The sequence below is a fragment of the Hymenobacter sp. R533113 genome (assembly GCF_056835965.1).
This window is the reverse complement of the sequence record NZ_JAKWBD010000011.1, coordinates 346589-362659: the sequence shown is the minus strand read 5'-3', so window position 1 is coordinate 362659 and position 16071 is coordinate 346589. Positions and strand designations below refer to the sequence as shown.

Sequence of the window (16071 nt, the reverse complement as noted above, 5' to 3'; positions counted from 1 at the left end):
TTGCCATAACGATAAGCTTGGAAAAAATTTCGTGAACAGTAGGCATGGGTAGTAGGGGGTTGTAAGTGAAAAATTAATTTATGAACTGGCCAATCTGTGTAGAAAAAGGGTAACTCAAAACGCCTACGCCATCGGCAAAGACCGCAGGTCGTAGGCGTATTCCTGGTAGCTGATGCGCCCATTTTGGGCCTTGTTTTCTTTCCAGGCCCGCTCGGTATGGCTCAGGGTTTCTAGTGCTAAGCGGCTTTTCTTGCCCAGCTTCTGGTATACCAGCTCAATTACCTCGCGCTCTGATTCGCTGAAGATTTCCAGGTTGGCCTTGCGCTTGGGCTTGTACACCAGCACCGGACTGCCGTTGTCGCTCTGCACCAGACTCTCGTGGAAGCTGGCGGTTAGCAGGTCCTGCTGCACCATTTCCTGCAGCCGCTGCCCGTATTCCTGCGGCACGGGACCGTGCTGAATGGCGCGGTACCGTTGCCCCGTAATGGCGTGCGCCGTCAGGCGGTAATGCTGAAAGTCGCAGTAAAACAGCAGCTTGAGGAGCTTCACCTTGAACAGGTTGTCGATGTGCTGAAAGAAAAAGAGCACCAGTTCGGCAAACTTCTCGGCGTCGGGCACCACATAGCCAGTGTACTGGTCGGGGTCTGATTGTATTTGTGGGGCACTCCGCACCATAAAGCCGCCAACCCGCCGCACCTGCGATTCATCAATCAACGTGTCCAGCAAGCGGCGGAGCTTCTCATACTCGTTGGTTCGCAGTTCGTCTTTTTTGTCACGCACCATGCTCAGGAACGTCACCGGGTCGCTAGCCAAGCGCAGAATCTTCGCGTTGGAGGCACTCGGCATCTCACCGGCCTCGTAGTTGCTCAGCTGGTTGGGCCCAAAGTCCAGCAGCAGTGCCATGCGGGCCGCCGTCAGGCCGTACCGCTCCCGCAGCTTCGCAATCTGCTCCGGGAACAGCAGCTGATATTTCTCCCGGTACTGGTTGTAAATCTGCGAGGTATTAAGGTTGTCCAGCTCGGGCGTCGTAAACCGCTCTTTCGTGACCTTGCACTCATAGCAGTGGTACATGTAGCTGAACTCTTCCTTGCGGAAGGTCTGCGTGTCGGGCTCCTGGCGCAGCTCTGCGTAACCGTCGGCCAGGGGACTGGGGATTCGGTACTGTATCATGAGTTGGCGGATGAGGATTTGAACGGGTAGCTGAGCGGGTGCTCGGCCACATGAAATGAGATGCACAAAACCGAGCCATTGGGCCGGCCCAGCGTCACCTTAATGTAGATTTCGCGGCGCCGGATGGTACGGCCAAATACCCACAGCGGAGCCTCGGTCGGCTGCTGATTGGGTGTTGGCCCTTGCACGTAGTCGGTGGGTTCCAGCTCGCGCAGGCAGGCCAGGCGGTTGTCGCCCGAAATGCCCAGCTTAAGTAGCGTCTTGGTGCTGTTCTTATCACGGTCGAGGAAAACGACGCTGAAAACACTGAGTTTGGTCTGGAATGCCTGTAAGTAGCTTTCCACCTCCGGTAGGGTAGTTGAGGGGGCTTCAGGTGTCAAAGGTAATACGCTGTACGTAAAGTTCCACTTTTTGGTGGATGTTTTGATAAAATGCTTGCTGACGGCCTCTGGAAGGCGAAACCGACAAACAAGTTAGGCAGTTAATCGACCTCAACCCGGACCGCCCAAAAAGAATACCCCGCTTGCAATCTGCGAGCGGGGTATTCGGCAACAAAACGCTAAAAAGATGCCTTGAATGGGGAGGCAGGAGGGTAAAATCTATAGTTTGGTCTTCGGCTTTTCCTTCCGAACGCCCTTGAACGGCTTCCCGTTCTGCTTCACGTCCATAAAGCGTCCGGTCTCCGTGTCCCGCTTCACGAACTGCTCCGTTACGGGGTTGAAGGTCTGCGAGCGTTTGCGCACGGCCCCTTTGCGGGCGCCGTCGCCAATCGGTGGGTTGGTTGCCATCGGTGTGGTGCTAGATGATGTACAGGAAGTTACGGCTTATTTAGCGTACCGTGCCGGCCGGTAACCACCTGGCTTTAGTCGAGCACGCTATTGTCCGGCAGCACCACGCCGCCGTTGCCGTCGGGTATCATCACCTGCAGCAGCACTTCCTCACCGGGCGTGCTCTGGTTGAGCTTGTCGAGCAGCACTTCCTGCCCGGAATTCTCCCACAGCGAGCGCATCAGGATGGTTTGGGTGCTCAAATCCACGTTGTACACGCGGTTCAGCTCGTTGATGACCTCGGCGGCATCGTCGCCGGCTCCGATGGCGTCCATGAGTTTTCGAGCATACCCGCGGGCTTTGCGGTCGGCCGCCGCCCGCCGCCGGATGGCCCGCTTCATGCGACGACGAAATTGTAGTTGGTAAGCAGTTAAGCTGGCCATGTTCTGAAAAGTAAAAAGGTGAATAAACAGCCCGAATGGGCAGTAGGAAGGGCCGGAAGCTCAAGGCTCCGACCGGGTAGTGAGCTGGCTGACGGCGGCGGCCACGGCCCCGGCCGTAATCAGGTAGCCGCCGGCCACCGCCAGTGCTGCCGGCAGCGCCACTGGACTGGCCACAATGGCCGCGCCCACGCCGGCCAGCACCAGGCCCACGCGCCGCAGCACGGCAAAAAACTTGGGGGTCGGAGCCTGCAGGCGCTGCAGCATCCTGAGGGAGTCGGTTGGTTGCATAAACATCGGATTAGGGTGAGTGACTAGGAAGTTGCCGGCACAGAATGGGTTTGCCCCTACGGCGGCCGCCGGTTGTGCTCGGCCATAAACAGCGCCTCAATCCGCCGCAGCGAGTCGTTGATGTACTGCAGCTTCACGTCGATTTTGGCCTCCAGCTGCGCGATGTCATTTTTCCAGTTGGCCTTCATCTCCGCAATGCTCTGCTGCGCATTGGCCAGCTTCACTTGCTCCTCAATCTGCTTGGCCCGCAGCTCGCGCACCTCCTCATAAAATGCCCGCAGGAAGAACGCAATGATGGCTACCGTAGCCCCGAGTACCCACTGAAACACGTCCATCACGCGGGCAGGGTAGGAGTGGGGGACCGAAACGCCGGCACTGGAAACCTAAACGGGTTGCCCGTCCATACCCGTGCCGGGTCAATGCCAATCTGCTGACAGAAATGGGGTACCCAGTACGCTGGGCACGCTTTCTGGCGCACCTGGTTATGCCCCAGCACCCGCAGGTTGGGGTAGGCGGTTACGTAGTCGTGAATGAGCCGCGCCAACGCCACTTTCTGGGCCACCGTGCGGTTGTCCACGTCCTGCATCAGCGTCCCCACGCCCCCGCTGTAGCAGATGTGCACCGAGTTGCGGTTGGACACCTTGATGCCCAGCCCCGCAAACGGGTAGGTGCCGTTAGTCACCACCGCGTCGCTGTACAGGTTCACGGCCTTGCCATCGGCCTCAATGAGCCAGTGGTAGCCGCCGCGGCTCCAGCCGCGTCCGCCCTCGGCCACAGGCCGCATAAAGAAGGCTTGCAGCTCCCGCGCCGTCCAGGCCTGATTGCCGGCCGTGCAGTGCAAAATCAGAAATTCGATGGCTCGCATAGTCGTTGTCGCGGGGCCATTTGGAGCCCCACCCTTTCAACGACAAAGCACTAGCCTGCCACCCCCGAAAACCAGTCCCAAAACCGGTAGAAACGGCCAAGCCGCCCGCTTCCGGCCAAACCCAACCTACTTCGGCTCCTTGCCGCCGGTGCGCTCCATTACTAGCTGGCGCAGCTGCTGCGAATCCTTGGTCATGGCTTCGAGCATCCCCATTAGCCGCTCGCTGGCGTTGGCCGGGATATTCGTCGTCACCCGTGCTACCACCTCCCACAGCTCTCTTACCTCCTCGAAAGGCAGCTGCTGCGAACCGTAAAATGAGTTGTCGAACTTCAGCTCAACCGACTCGCCGGCACGCAGAGAGCCACCCAGTCGTGCCAGCCACACGCCGGCCACCGTCACCACCACGTACAGATGGCTCGGTGGTATCAGGTCCCAGCGCTTCACTCGCCGGCCCACCACGATGTCGCCGTGCCCCACGGTGGCCCCCAGCCGGTCGCCCTCCACCTCAAACGCCCGGTGAAACTCGCCCGTGAAGCCCAGTAGCGCCATGGTTTCGAACTCCTGCAGCCCATCAGGAGTGCTTACCAAGCGCCAGTACCGGTCCTGCGCCTTTGCCGGCACCAGCACCACACTACCAGCGCTGGGTGTAGCGGTGGCAGCTACCGATGGCGTTGCCAACGGCGGTTCCGCTGCAGAATGCAGCATCGGCTTTTCTCCCGTCAGCAGCCATTCGGCCCGCACCTCGGGGTAGGCCCGCAGCATGTCTACCAGCGTCTCGAACCCCGGTTTCGCCTCGTGCCGAATTAGCGCATAGAGCTTGTTCGGCCGTTCGTAGCCCATAAGCCCCGCCATTTTGTAGGCATTCTGCCCGTAGTGCGCCATCAGTTCCGCCAGCCGGTCCCCGAAACGCTCTTGTTGCTCTGCTTGCTGTTCCATACACAAAAACTGTACACTGGTGTTTTCACAAACTTACCACTTTTGTCCGGTATACTGTACAATGCTGTCTACTCCCGATTCGAACCCGCTGCTGGTTAGAATTTTCAGTTGGGCGGCCCCTTCGGGCCAGGCCATGCAGGGGTCCGCTGACGCTCCCGTGCTGCGCACCGCTTCCTTTGGTCGCGCCCTTCCTGTCCTTGCCGCATTCTCCCGATTCTAAAGCTTCCCCCCGCGACATCTTTCTACGCTCCGACCCACCGCTCTCCACTTCCTGCGCCGACGCGGCACTCCGGTCGTTGCTCCTGTCGTCGCGCCTCCCTACGCTTGCTGCGGCTCCGGGCGTTGCGTTCGGCCGGCCTCCGCTACCGTAAACCCACCGCACCCGCCCGGCTCAATTCCGCTGCATCGGCTTCGCGTTGCTGCGCCGATTCCGCTCCATTCGCCCGGCTCTTCCCACCCGCTGATACAACCGCTACGGGGCACCGCCACCTGCCGTCCACCCCGCGCACCACCCGCCCAGCGCGTCAGGCCGCGGCCCTCTTGCTACTCCCGAAACAGCCCCTACGCCAGCCCACCCCAGCGGCCCGCCTCCCGATGGTCGGCCCACCGCCCTACCCACTACCCACCGCACCGCTACCGCGCCGCGCGGGCCCCAAAAAAGGCCCACGCCGCCCGTCCGCTCCCCCAACCATGGTGCGGGCCGCCGCCGAAAAGCTGCCGCCCGCGAATAAAATTTGCGTTCAAGCCACGCAGGCCAAAAAATAAGGCCCGCTTCGCGGAGGTTTTTATTGGGGAGTACCCCAAGCCCCCGCCACCATGCCCAGGCTAAAAAAGGCCCGGTCATCTGCCTCGGGTTCCGCCGCCTCAAAAAAGGCCGCTACTCCCTCATAAGGCCGGCTCCGCCGAGCATCCATTAGCTGCGCTGTCCTTCGGTTGGGGGCCTCAGCCCGCCCCCAAACCCCCAGGGCAAGGCATTCAGGGTGTTTGGTCTGGTGCCCGGCCGGTGCAAGCCGGCCCGCCGGCACTGGCTTAGCCCAGGGGCAGCAGCTCGCAGCGGCGGCCCAGGCGGCGGGCGGCCTTTAGGGCGCTTAGGGTGCCTTTGCTGCGGCCGTCCCACACCACCAGCACCAGGCTGGCCCGCTTCACTATTTCGGCGTTGCGCACGTGGGGGGCGGCCGTGGGGCCGTGGGCGGCATAGTCGGGCCGCAGCTCCGTCAGCGGCACGCCATGCGTCTTGGCCCAGGTGGCGGCCAGGGCATCCACGCCGGCCGCCCCGCCGCTTACTACTTCCGTCGGGCTCAGTTCCGCCAGGCGCGCCAGCAGCGCGGCGCAGCTTTTCACGCCCCGGCTGCCCACCACCGCCACCACACATTTCCGGTTGTTTTCCATACTCAAATGTACGAAATAATTAACAAATTATGTGCATTTATACGTACAAAAGCCTTTTATATTGTACATATTTTTGTATCTTTGAGTATCAAGTCGGGAGAGGCCCGGCTGCCCGCCCTACCCGGAGGCCTACGGCACGGGGCACCCACGGCTAACACGTACAGCCATGCAACCCAACCAACTTTTACAGCTCGCCGCTGCCGCCTGGAAAGGCCCCGCTCTTTGCTCGTTCTCGGGCATATATATTTCACAGTCCGCCGCTACATATGGCAAGGGCGGCACCACCTGGCACGTCATGCTCAGCCTGGCCCGCCGGCCAGAGTGCCAGCCCGCCGGTGGGTTTGCCGGCTCCGCTTCCTGCCCCTTTCAGGCGTTGCGCTTGGCCTTCCGGGCTCTGCGTGCCGTGGCTCCCGGTTACGCTTTTGTCGCCTTGTGGGAAGTGTTGAAGGCCGAGGATGAATACGCTGGCTATTCAATTGCCCTGGCCCGTGCATAGTGTTGCCGCTCCCGTCGCGCAGGCGGGGGCGGCCGTGCCGCCCACCGCCGCTGCTTTGCAGGCCGCCACCGCCGCGCTGGCCGCCGCCCGCGTGGCCTGGCTGGCTGCTCCTTTCGAGGAGTGTGGCCCCACCGGTCCGTGGGCCCCAGCCTTAGAAGCGGCCCGCGCGGCCCACCTCACTGCCTGGTTTGCGCACCGCGCTGTCACCCGTCCGGCCCCCGCGCCGCGTCCGTCGCTGGCCGGTACCACCCCGCTTGGCTTGCTGTTGCAGGCCGCCCGCCGCAGCTAATTCTTTCACCAGGGGCCGCCCGGCAAGGGAGGCCCCACTAAAGAGCCTCACTTATGCCAAAAACCGCCGTTACCTACCAGCCCCAATTACTCGACCCGCACAGCGCCGCGCCCCAGCCGGTTAGCCCCCGCAATGGCAAGCGCTTCAAGCTGGCCGAGTTGTACGAACTACTCGATTGTCACCTGGTCGATGTCGTGCGTCTCACGCCCGAACTGATTTTAATCATCGACGACGAGGGCAAATTCCGCAATCCGGCCTACCTCAATTTGCTGGCCACCTATCTATGGCACCAGCACGTACCCGCCGCCCGCGGCGTGGACTCAATTGTTGGCCGCGTCATTCTGTGTCACGACAAGCAGTTCAAATAAATCAAACCCTACGGCGCAGGGGCCGGCCGCCAACAGGCCCCGCTTTTTCCAATTCCAACCAGTTACCAGTATGTCAACCGCCACCAAAGCCCCCAAAACCACCACCGCAGCCACCACCCCGGCCGTTGCTCCCGCTCCCGTTATGTCCATTGTGGCCGCCGCGCCGCGCCCGGCCTATTTGCTCGACAAGCTCGATGAGGCCACCGGCGAAGTCGCCCAGGTGCCCGCGTTCCGCTACCTGCCCGGCCACCCGCGTCAGGTGCGCTTCGATGCCAAGGCCGGCCAGTTCAACATCAACGGCACCGTGCCGCTCGGGGCGTCCATCTCTTTCGTGCCGCTGGCCTGGCGCGTGTTTCAGGACGATATTCTGAATATGGGCCGCAAGCTGTGGGCCGAGCTGTTTTTTGCCGACGAAAAGGGTGCCGTCTGTGCCGTACTGTTCCATGGCTACAGCGTCGAAAACCTCTACCGCCTCATTGAACCGCTGTTTTACGACGACCTCACCCTGGCCGATGTGCGCGTTACCGTCACGGCCGAGAAGAAGCAAACCACGAAAGATGGTAAAACGGCGACCTACTACATCGCCCAGTTTAGCTACGTGGCAGTCGACGCGGCCGAGGTAGCCGCCCGCCGCGACTTTGCCCGCGACTTCCCCATCTGGCGCGCCGAAGCCCACACCGGCAAAGCCGATGTGCGCATCACCCACGGCTACACCGTGCCGGCGACCGAGGAAGCCCCCGACGAAGCAGAACCTGAAATGCTAGCTGCTGCCTGAGCCACTTCCGGCGCTTACCCCACGTGTCCCCCGCCCGCGCCGGGCGGGGGCATTACGCCCTAACCACCATGCCCATTTCCGACCCGCCGCAGCTGCTCATCGAGCTGCCCGCCCGCAACAGAGCCGAGGCCGCGCGCCTCCGCCGCCTCGCCCGGCTACTAACGTCGGCCTCCCCATTACCCGACGTGCGCGACCTGGCCCCGACCGTGCGCGGCCTCTTCCCCGCACCCACCTACCAGGTAGGGTGCGGCAGCTCCCACATCTGGCTTCATCGCGCCGACAGTGGCCACCGTCTGGCCATCATCAGCTAAACGGCTAAAGCAGCCCTTTCAACTTTCCCGTTTCTGACCACTACTTATTCATGTTTCACAACCTCACCCGCCGCCCCGAGCTGAGCCAAGCCCAGCACCGCGCCCTGCACCAAGTTTCCAATACCGACCTCTCCAACCTAAAAGCCGAGCTAATGGGCCAGCTCCGCCGGCCCAACCCCGAGGCCCTGGCCTACGGCGCCGCCTTCCACGCCGCCACCCTGGAGCCGGCCACCTACGCCCGCACCACCGACCGCATCCCGTGGGCCCAGCTCGAAGCCCTGGCCCGCCATGTGCGCCGCCACCGCTACTGCCGCGACCTGCTTTACCGCGGCACCCCGGAGCTGACCCACACCGCCACGCACACGGCCACCGGGGTAGAGGTAAAGGTGCGACTCGACCTGCTCGTGGTCAGCCCCGCCGGCCGCGCCCGCACCGTCATCGACTTTAAAACCACCAGCTGCCAGGACCTGCCGCACTTTCTGGCCAGCGCCGAGCAGTACGACTACGACCGCCAGGCCGCCTTGTACCTCGATGTGCTGCAAGCCACCCGCTTCCTCATCATGGGCGTGCAAAAACGCGCCCCGCATCAGATTTGGGTGTTCGACGCCACCGCCGCCCCCGGCTTCATCGAGTGGGGCCGCCGCAAGTACACCACGCTGCTACGGCGCTATGCTGCGCATCAGGTTTCGCCATTGCCATTGGTGCAGCAGTACGCCATGGCTGCCTAACACCAAAACGCCCCGCCGGCCGCACCGGTGGGGCGTTTTCGGCCGGGGCGCGCCGGAAGCGGTGTGCTGACGCACGGGTCCGTGGCCGGCGGGTCGCACTCCGTTGCTCCTTTCCGCCGCCCCCGGCCCCTATTGGTTTGCGTTGAGGCCACGCAGGCCAAACCCGTAATTTCTGAATGGACATTCTTGCGGTTAAGCAGGAATGCTACCCCTCGCTAGTGTTCGACTTCGCATCAAAACGCCCTGAAAAAGAGCAATTAGCTTAACACAAAACTCGGTTCAATAAAATCTGATAGAATTTGTGTAACTTTGACACAACAAAATCGTTGTGCTATAAATGAAGCCAACATTGCCCCCTTTACTTCTGAAGGTTTACTACCTCCCGGCATACACTGGACTGATTGGAATGAAGTCGTTGACAGGTTTGGGCATACTCCGCATCGGCAGAATCTTTTGCTTGGCCTAATGCAGGGTATAGCGGACTTAAAGGCTGCTGGCTGTCAGTTTCTGTACATTGATGGCAGCTTCTGCACCGCCAAAGAAGTGCCAGGCGACTTCGACGTTTGTTGGGACGATTCAACAGTAGACCTTGACTTTCTCCTTGCCTCTGCTCCGCTGATGTTTGAGTTTAGGCAGGCCAGAGCTGCTCAAAAAGTAGCCTATTTAGGTGAATTTTTTCCCTGTAGTGGCATAGCAGCACCGCCAGCCACTCTCTACCTAGATTTCTTTCAACTCGACAAAAATTCGGGCGGTGCTAAGGGTATTGTTGGACTTCAACTCTAAAAACCCATGATTAAGAACGAACAACAATACAAACTCACCAAAGCGCAGGCGAACAAGTTCGCCGCCGCTGCTGTGGAGTTTGCCAGCACGCAAGCTCCCGGTCTTTCGCCTCTTCGCCGGAAGCTCTATGAAGACGCCATGCAGAGCCAGCACGACGAATTGTACCAGCAACTCGAGGAGTACGAAGCTCTCAAACAAGGCAGCATCCGCACACTCCACGTCGATTCGTTTGAGGACTTACCTGTAGCCCTAATCAAGGCGCGTATCGCCTCGGGCATGACGCAGAAAGACCTGGCCGACATCCTTGACATGAAAGAGCAGCAGATACAGCGGTACGAGAATACCGAATACGCCGGTGCTAGCTTCACCCGTCTGAAAGAGGTAATTCAAGCATTGGGATTAAATGTGCGCGAGGAGCTTTTTGTATCCGAAGGCGTGGTCTCGCGGTCCAACCTATTCACGAACTTAGCCCGGCTAGGATACAAGAAGGAGTTTGTATTGCAAAAGCTAGTGCCGAAAAAAATAGCTGCCTACCTAACCGGCCCAGTGCTGGAAGGAGAAGCCGCCATTCGTCAAACAGTGCTCCAGGCGGCTTCTATCATCAGCAAAATGCTAGGAGTGCAGCCGGCTGAGCTGCTAGGCAACCAGCAACTTGCCCTTGATATGGGGTCCGTCCACCAAGCGCGTTTCAAAAAGGCCAGCAATATCAGTTTACAAAAGATTGCGCCCTACACCATTTACGCGCAAATGCTGGCCCTGACGCTCCTTGATGCCTGTCGTCATCTGGAACGCCGGCCAATACCTGATACCACCACTGAGTTCCGGGAACAGATTTTGCAACTGTACGGTGAACTAACCTTTGAAACAGGCTTGCGCTACGCGTGGTACTTGGGCATTCCGGTGCTTCCGCTCAACGACACCAGCCATTTTCATGGAGCCTGCTGGCGGGTTGAGGGAGCAAACGTCATTGTCCTGAAACAAAAAACTGATTCCTCCACCCGGTGGCTATTCGACCTGTTGCACGAGTTGCGGCACGCGGCACAAAACCCTGAGCAGGAAACCTTGGCCATTATCGAGAGTGACGATGATTTCACCCGTGAAATGATTAGCTCAAAAGATGAGGTAGATGCCAACGTTTTTGCTGGGCAGGTGATGCTTGCCGGCCGGGCCAACGAGCTAGCCGTCAAGGCTATTCAGGAAGCTAATGGGAAGGTGGAGTTGCTAAAAACTAACGTGCAGAAGCTCGCCGCTGCTGAAGGACTTGACGCGGGGGCTTTGGCCAATTATTTGGCTTTCAGATTGATGGCGGAGAGGAAGCTCAACTGGTGGGGCGCAGCCACCAATTTGCAATCCGCCGGAGGCAATCACTGGGAAATAGCCCGCGACGTCGTGTTGCAGCACGCCCAGTTCGATGCGCTGCCGGAAGTTGAGCGCGAGTTGCTGCTGAATGCTTTGCATTGATTTAACACTTGCACCGCTATGGAAAGTCTAGGGTTTGGGGAGCCGCTTCCCGAGATTAGCTGCAAGGCTACAAAATGCGAAGAAGGACTTCACTGCTTCCGCCCGAAACGAGCGTCGCCCACCACATTGGTGGGTGGCGCTTGCCATGCCTGCAAGGAGGAAATGGTTGATTGGCAACAAGCGCACAAGCGGGATATTACCCAAGTCGATGCGCTGTTTGCCGAAATGCGAAAAGAATACATCAGGCAGCATTTCTGGAAAGTGCCGATTGGGCCAAAATTTAAGCAGCGCTTACTGATTAAAGGAAAGAACAAGCTCAAAAAAGAAGCTGCCAAGCGAATAAAATCTTCGGTAGGTGAAGCCGGAACCACCCGGTTTCGCGACGGCACGCAAACGCCCACCACTACGTACAATATCATCTATTTTGCCCAACACGCCACGGGTACCTGTTGCCGCAAGTGCATCAAATATTGGCATGGCATTCCCTACGACCGAGATTTAGAACCAGGCGAAGAGGTGTACCTGCAACAGCTCATCATCAAATACATCGAAACCCGCTTGCCCAACTTGCCCGACGAAGGCGCTCAATTGGCTTTATCCCTTAATTCCTGATTCTATCAACTGCTTATGGCTATCCATATCGACACCGAAGAACGTTCGGCCCACTACCGCACCAAGGGCCTGGATAAATCAGCGCAAAAGGTGCTCATCACACAACTCGCCGACAGCAAGCAGAGCCAGGATATTACCTTGTCGCACAACTGCCAAGGTTTCGGTCGAATTCATCACTTTCGCCGGTCAGTTCCCGGAGCTGGTTTCGCCGTTAACCCATTGCCTATCGACCCCGCGAGTCATGCTTTGGGCCTGCCCGCACAAGAAATGATGCAGGCCCAGGTATTTCAGAATGCGGTCTGTAGTTGGCGTTGCTGGTACTGTTTCGTGGATTACGCATTGCTCGACGGCAACCCCAGGCATTCCGTTTTTCTATCGGCCGACGAGTTGCTGGATTTTTATCTGGCTGAGGAAACCCAATGTCCCATCATCGACCTCTCGGGTGGGCAGCCCGACTTGGTGCCAGAGTGGTTGCTGTGGGTGATGGATGCCTTACGCAGGCGCGGACTGGAGCACAAAGTGTACCTGTGGTCCGACGACAACTTGAGCAATGACTACTTGTGGGATGCCCTGAGTGCGGATGAGTTGCGCCAGGTAGCTTCTTACCCCACGTATGGCCGGGTCGGCTGTTTTAAAGGCTTCGATGCCGATTCATTCGCTTTTAACACGCGCGCTAATCCTGCGCACTTTGCTAAGCAGTTCCAGGTAATGCGCCGCCTCGTGGAAACAGGATTGGATATGTATGGCTACGTTACCCTGACTTCCAATAACGACCAGCATGTGCCCCGTAAAGTCGCTGACTTCATGAGTCGATTACAAGATGAAGTACACCCGAACTTCCCCTTGCGCACCGTTCCACTGCCAATCATCACTTTTACTCCTACGCTCGTTCGCATGAGCGAAGACCATCACCGCTCGCTGCTGATTCAACAAGAAGCTGCAGCCGCCTGGAACACAGAGTTGGAGGCTCGGTTTTCATCCGAAATCAGGAAGAAGCGAATAGTAGAACATTCGCTGCACGCCTAATTTCTAGCTTGAAATCCGATGCACATCCAATTATTCAATGCGGAAAAGGCTTATATCAAGCAGCTGGAGCAATGCTTGCGTGCAATTCACCGCGAAGCTGGTCAGTCCAAGGCTTCTTGTTCGCTTTATCAATTTATTGCTGGTGCTCAGGGCGCTTACCCGGTCGATGTTGTGGCCACGCTTGAAAAGCTTGGGTTGCCATATTGCCAAGACCAGTGGGCCCACTACAAAGGCACGGACGTAGAAATGAGTGCCCCGACTCAGGAGCCTCCTTCCATTTTCGCCGACCCACACCCCGCCGATTATGATTGGCGATTCGCTCCTGCCAGCATTCCGTTGCTGACTACAATGATTACCGGTGCGGCAAAAGGGGCAGCCATTGCATTACTAGGCACCAAAACGCTCTTCCCACCACTATACGACAGCGGCGCGACGGTTACGCTATTCAATAAAAGCGCGTCCTTACTTGGCGATTTACGCCGAGCTGGCTATCAGCAGGGCCTAGCCGAATATGACTTGTGTCAGCCGCTAGCCAACGGAAACGACGAATACCGCGTTGCTTTTGCCGACCCGCCTTGGTACCTGGATTATTATCAAGCTTTCCTGCACCGCGCGAGTGAGCTTCTGGAAGTCGGTGGCTTTCTTTATCTGAGTGTATTGCCAAGTCTAACGCGCCCCAGTGCCGTTGCCGACCGGACTGATATTCTGCAAATGGCTACTCAGTTGGGGTTCGGTCTAGTTGAACAAAAAAACGCCGCTCTTGCCTACGAAACGCCTGCATTTGAGCACCAAGCCCTGTTAGCGCGGAACCTATGCTGCGGAAACTGGCGGGCAGGAGATTTGTGGGTGTTTCAGAAAAATAAGCAACGCTTGGCAGGTGCCTCTATGGTAACACCCATTGGGGAGCAGCAATGGCGTGAGTATAGGATTGGTGTCAAGCGAATCAAAGTCAAGTCTAAATTGAATCAAGAAGAAAAAAGATTCGCTTACCAGCCAGCCGACCCCAGCGGCAATGTGTTCACTCAAGTGTCTCGTCGCTCGCCTTTCCGCAGTCAAATTGACGTGTGGAGTTCTGATAACCAGGCGTACACCGTGAGTCGTCTTTCAGTCCTGGAGTGCTACCTAGATAAATTGGAGCGCAACGGTTCGCTTACCCTGACAACCGAGCTTTTGAATAAAAACAGAGAGGTCAATGAGGCCGAGCGCACAGAGTTGATAGCTTTGCTGCAAGAACTCGCCCGATGAACAACCCTACTGAAGCCGAAGCACCCGTAAAAATCTATTATTCCTCCCTCAACGCAGGAGCTTGTGTGCCTGCTTTGGTAGAGGCTCTGCAGCAGACGTTGGAAGGTGATTCGTATTGGCAGACTCAATTACGGTCTGTGCAGCAGTCAGGGTTAACAATACATCTTGGCGTGTTCATCGAGCCGTATTTGCAACTCATTCTGGACGGCAAAAAGACGTTGGAGTCGCGCTTTTCTGTCAATCGAACCGCCCCCTACCGCCAAGTACGCGACGGTGACATCTTGCTGCTCAAGCGCTCCGGTGGACCCATAGTTGGTATTTGCCGCATCACCCACGCTTGGTTTCACACGCTCGACCCGCAGACTTGGGATTCTCTACAGACTCAATATGCGCAGGCACTGTGCATCAGCAGCCCTGCTTTTTGGCAGGAGAAGAAAAAGGCCAATTACGCAACCCTGATGAAAGTGCGGCACGTGCGGCCAATTGCGCCGGCCATTTCATTTGTCAAGAGCGACCGGCGGGGTTGGCTGGCGCTGGCTTAACCATAAATTTTAGCGCGATGCTGGTAGTTGCTTTCTCGGGAAAAATCGGAAGTGGGAAGTCTTCGGTATCGGCGGGGGTTGCCACCGCTTTAGGTTGGCAGCGAGTAGGCTTTGGCGAATATGTGCGTGGTGTAGCTAAGGCACGAGGACTTGATGATTCTCGACTCACTCTTCAGAACCTCGGCGAGGAACTACTTACCACGGATGCGAGGGCTTTTTGTGCGGACGTGTTAGCGCAAGCCCCTACGCCGTTGGCATCTCTCGTTGTGGATGGTGTTAGACATGAGCAAGTGATACACCTGCTACAAGAGCTAGTATCTCCCCGTACGTTGGTTCATGTGCATCTAGACTTAGATGACGCTACTAGAGTTGACCGCGTTTATTCCCGCCAAGGCGAAACGGAGGCCCAGGAATTGAAAACGATAGATGCCCATCCTACCGAGCAACAAGTCATCAACTCGTTGCCGCAGCGGGCAGATATAGTATTTAATTCAGCTGATAATTTAGAAAGCGTAGTCCAGCAAGTTATTGTTTGGATAAAAAGCCGCATTATTTAGCCTGATTAGTATAGCACTGCTTTACAACTCGGACAATTGCCATGTTACCAGTGAGCCGACTGTTATTGATAAATTTCCCTAGACACTTCTAAGCATAACATTTCAGAGTCCATAAAAACAAATGGGCCGGTCGCCTTTTGACGACCCGCTCATTGCCGTTTGCGAGTACAAAGCTGTGCTTACATGCCAAGTACCCTCACGATGGCCAGCGCATTGTATGCCCCGTTCTTCAGGTCGTACATTTTGCCGTTCACCTGCTGCACGAACTCAATGCCCAGCACCACCATAATGGGGTGGGTGCTGGCCGCCGGCAGGAGCAGGGCCAGAGTTTGAGCCGCTTGGTCCTGCGGCCCGAGCACCATAAACGCCGTTTCAGCCTGCTTCACGTCCCAGGTGCTGCTTTCGAAATCAATGCTGGCCGCGGCCGCAATGATTTTGCAGTGGGTTGCCCCACCCGGCGCGGCCACCGCCGAGCCTGGAACGAAGCCCGACAAGACTACTTCGTGAGCCCCGCCGGCCCGGTCAATGGTCACGTCGTAAGGCGCGAACAACGTGCCCGTGAGCAGTCCGGTGGCGTTGAACTCGAAGCCCTGCAACATTCCGACTTCGCCGTCGAGCACGTTGCGCAGGCCCCGGTCGCTGGTTTCATCAGCCTTGATGACGCGCACCATCTCGGCCGTGAGCCGGCTCGACACCCGCGAGTCCGCCGTCTTCTGGAGTAAACCGCGCAGGGCCGTGCGCAACACCTTGCCCGCCGAGCCGGCCCGCCCGAACTCGCTGCCGTTTTCGCGGGTGCGCACAAACGCCGGGTCCGAAGCAATGCGCTGAGCCGACACGCCGCCGGCCTTGCGGGCCAAGTGCCCGTCCTTCGATTTGTAGAACGAAATACCGTCGATGGTACCGTTCAATTTGATGATACTGTCCTGTCTGGCCATGATAATTGAGGGAATGGTTTACCGAAGTTTCCCCGTAATTTTCGCTGATTGCAAGCTCCCACAGGCTCTGCATACCGTAACCCGT

At 58.1% G+C, this 16071-nt stretch carries 24 protein-coding genes; 14 read left to right on the top strand and 10 right to left on the bottom strand.

The window, feature by feature from the left end; translation table 11 throughout:
- Positions 1–123: 123 nt before the first annotated feature.
- From MKZ35_RS08690 to MKZ35_RS08655, 8 genes are all read right to left on the bottom strand, one after another.
- Positions 124–1170, bottom strand: a complete 1047-nt coding sequence (locus MKZ35_RS08690; protein ID WP_482512832.1) for a type II TA system antitoxin MqsA family protein — start codon at positions 1168–1170, stop codon at positions 124–126.
- Complete coding sequence (locus MKZ35_RS08685; RefSeq protein WP_482512831.1) at positions 1167–1550, bottom strand: hypothetical protein; 384 nt, start codon at positions 1548–1550, stop codon at positions 1167–1169. The genes MKZ35_RS08690 and MKZ35_RS08685 overlap by 4 nt, the downstream gene beginning before the upstream one ends.
- Positions 1551–1769: 219 nt before the next feature.
- The gene (locus tag MKZ35_RS08680; RefSeq protein WP_482512830.1) at positions 1770–1958 is read right to left on the bottom strand and encodes a hypothetical protein; all 189 of its coding nucleotides are present in this window, start codon (positions 1956–1958) and stop codon (positions 1770–1772) included.
- Positions 1959–2032: 74 nt separating this feature from the next.
- Positions 2033–2380 carry a hypothetical protein gene (locus MKZ35_RS08675; protein WP_482512829.1) on the bottom strand — a complete coding sequence of 116 codons (348 nt, stop codon included), beginning with the start codon at positions 2378–2380 and terminating at the stop codon, positions 2033–2035.
- A gap of 60 nt (positions 2381–2440) precedes the next feature.
- A complete protein-coding gene (locus MKZ35_RS08670; protein ID WP_482512828.1) occupies positions 2441–2668 on the bottom strand; it encodes a hypothetical protein in 228 nt (75 codons plus the stop codon).
- 56 nt (positions 2669–2724) lie between these two features.
- Positions 2725–3006 (bottom strand): hypothetical protein, encoded by a 282-nt coding sequence (locus tag MKZ35_RS08665; RefSeq protein WP_482512827.1) that lies wholly within the window; start codon positions 3004–3006, stop codon positions 2725–2727.
- Entirely contained in the window at positions 3003–3533 is a 531-nt protein-coding gene (locus MKZ35_RS08660; RefSeq protein WP_482512826.1) for an N-acetylmuramoyl-L-alanine amidase, read from the bottom strand. The genes MKZ35_RS08665 and MKZ35_RS08660 overlap by 4 nt, the downstream gene beginning before the upstream one ends.
- A gap of 126 nt (positions 3534–3659) precedes the next feature.
- Complete coding sequence (locus tag MKZ35_RS08655) at positions 3660–4469, bottom strand: S24 family peptidase (protein ID WP_482512825.1); 810 nt, start codon at positions 4467–4469, stop codon at positions 3660–3662.
- Positions 4470–4793: 324 nt separating this feature from the next.
- Here MKZ35_RS08655 and MKZ35_RS08650 point away from each other — a divergent pair, with 324 nt between their 5' ends.
- On the top strand, positions 4794–5234 hold the full coding sequence (locus tag MKZ35_RS08650; protein ID WP_482512824.1) for a hypothetical protein: 441 nt from the start codon (positions 4794–4796) through the stop codon (positions 5232–5234).
- A 264-nt stretch (positions 5235–5498) separates the two neighbouring features.
- On the opposite strand, the gene MKZ35_RS08645 is transcribed toward MKZ35_RS08650, so the two are convergent.
- Positions 5499–5858 (bottom strand): SLOG family protein, encoded by a 360-nt coding sequence (locus MKZ35_RS08645; RefSeq protein ID WP_482512823.1) that lies wholly within the window; start codon positions 5856–5858, stop codon positions 5499–5501.
- 166 nt (positions 5859–6024) lie between these two features.
- Between MKZ35_RS08645 and MKZ35_RS08640 the strand changes: the two genes are divergently transcribed.
- From MKZ35_RS08640 to MKZ35_RS08580, 13 genes are all read left to right on the top strand, one after another.
- The gene (locus MKZ35_RS08640) at positions 6025–6354 is read left to right on the top strand and encodes a hypothetical protein (RefSeq protein ID WP_482512822.1); all 330 of its coding nucleotides are present in this window, start codon (positions 6025–6027) and stop codon (positions 6352–6354) included.
- Positions 6347–6643 carry a hypothetical protein gene (locus MKZ35_RS08635; protein ID WP_482512821.1) on the top strand — a complete coding sequence of 99 codons (297 nt, stop codon included), beginning with the start codon at positions 6347–6349 and terminating at the stop codon, positions 6641–6643. The genes MKZ35_RS08640 and MKZ35_RS08635 overlap by 8 nt, the downstream gene beginning before the upstream one ends.
- A gap of 53 nt (positions 6644–6696) precedes the next feature.
- Complete coding sequence (locus MKZ35_RS08630) at positions 6697–7011, top strand: DUF3846 domain-containing protein (RefSeq protein WP_482512820.1); 315 nt, start codon at positions 6697–6699, stop codon at positions 7009–7011.
- Between the two features lie 70 nt (positions 7012–7081).
- Positions 7082–7786 (top strand): hypothetical protein, encoded by a 705-nt coding sequence (locus MKZ35_RS08625; protein WP_482512819.1) that lies wholly within the window; start codon positions 7082–7084, stop codon positions 7784–7786.
- A gap of 23 nt (positions 7787–7809) precedes the next feature.
- Positions 7810–8097, top strand: a complete 288-nt coding sequence (locus MKZ35_RS08620) for a hypothetical protein (protein ID WP_482512818.1) — start codon at positions 7810–7812, stop codon at positions 8095–8097.
- Between the two features lie 50 nt (positions 8098–8147).
- Positions 8148–8825 carry a PD-(D/E)XK nuclease-like domain-containing protein gene (locus tag MKZ35_RS08615; protein ID WP_482512817.1) on the top strand — a complete coding sequence of 226 codons (678 nt, stop codon included), beginning with the start codon at positions 8148–8150 and terminating at the stop codon, positions 8823–8825.
- A 309-nt stretch (positions 8826–9134) separates the two neighbouring features.
- Complete coding sequence (locus tag MKZ35_RS08610) at positions 9135–9608, top strand: DUF6932 family protein (protein WP_482512816.1); 474 nt, start codon at positions 9135–9137, stop codon at positions 9606–9608.
- Positions 9609–9614: 6 nt separating this feature from the next.
- Positions 9615–11069 (top strand): helix-turn-helix transcriptional regulator, encoded by a 1455-nt coding sequence (locus tag MKZ35_RS08605; protein ID WP_482512815.1) that lies wholly within the window; start codon positions 9615–9617, stop codon positions 11067–11069.
- 162 nt (positions 11070–11231) lie between these two features.
- Positions 11232–11681 carry a DUF4186 family protein gene (locus MKZ35_RS08600; protein ID WP_482512814.1) on the top strand — a complete coding sequence of 150 codons (450 nt, stop codon included), beginning with the start codon at positions 11232–11234 and terminating at the stop codon, positions 11679–11681.
- A gap of 15 nt (positions 11682–11696) precedes the next feature.
- On the top strand, positions 11697–12707 hold the full coding sequence (locus tag MKZ35_RS08595) for a hypothetical protein (RefSeq protein ID WP_482512813.1): 1011 nt from the start codon (positions 11697–11699) through the stop codon (positions 12705–12707).
- Between the two features lie 18 nt (positions 12708–12725).
- On the top strand, positions 12726–13952 hold the full coding sequence (locus MKZ35_RS08590) for a hypothetical protein (RefSeq protein ID WP_482512812.1): 1227 nt from the start codon (positions 12726–12728) through the stop codon (positions 13950–13952).
- Positions 13949–14494 (top strand): ASCH domain-containing protein, encoded by a 546-nt coding sequence (locus MKZ35_RS08585; protein WP_482512811.1) that lies wholly within the window; start codon positions 13949–13951, stop codon positions 14492–14494. Before MKZ35_RS08590 ends, MKZ35_RS08585 begins: the two co-directional genes overlap by 4 nt.
- A gap of 17 nt (positions 14495–14511) precedes the next feature.
- The gene (locus tag MKZ35_RS08580; RefSeq protein WP_482512810.1) at positions 14512–15051 is read left to right on the top strand and encodes an AAA family ATPase; all 540 of its coding nucleotides are present in this window, start codon (positions 14512–14514) and stop codon (positions 15049–15051) included.
- 179 nt (positions 15052–15230) lie between these two features.
- Here the strand turns inward: MKZ35_RS08580 and MKZ35_RS08575 are convergent, their stop codons facing one another.
- Entirely contained in the window at positions 15231–15986 is a 756-nt protein-coding gene (locus MKZ35_RS08575) for a hypothetical protein (protein ID WP_482512809.1), read from the bottom strand.
- Between the last annotated feature and the right edge of the window lie 85 nt (positions 15987–16071).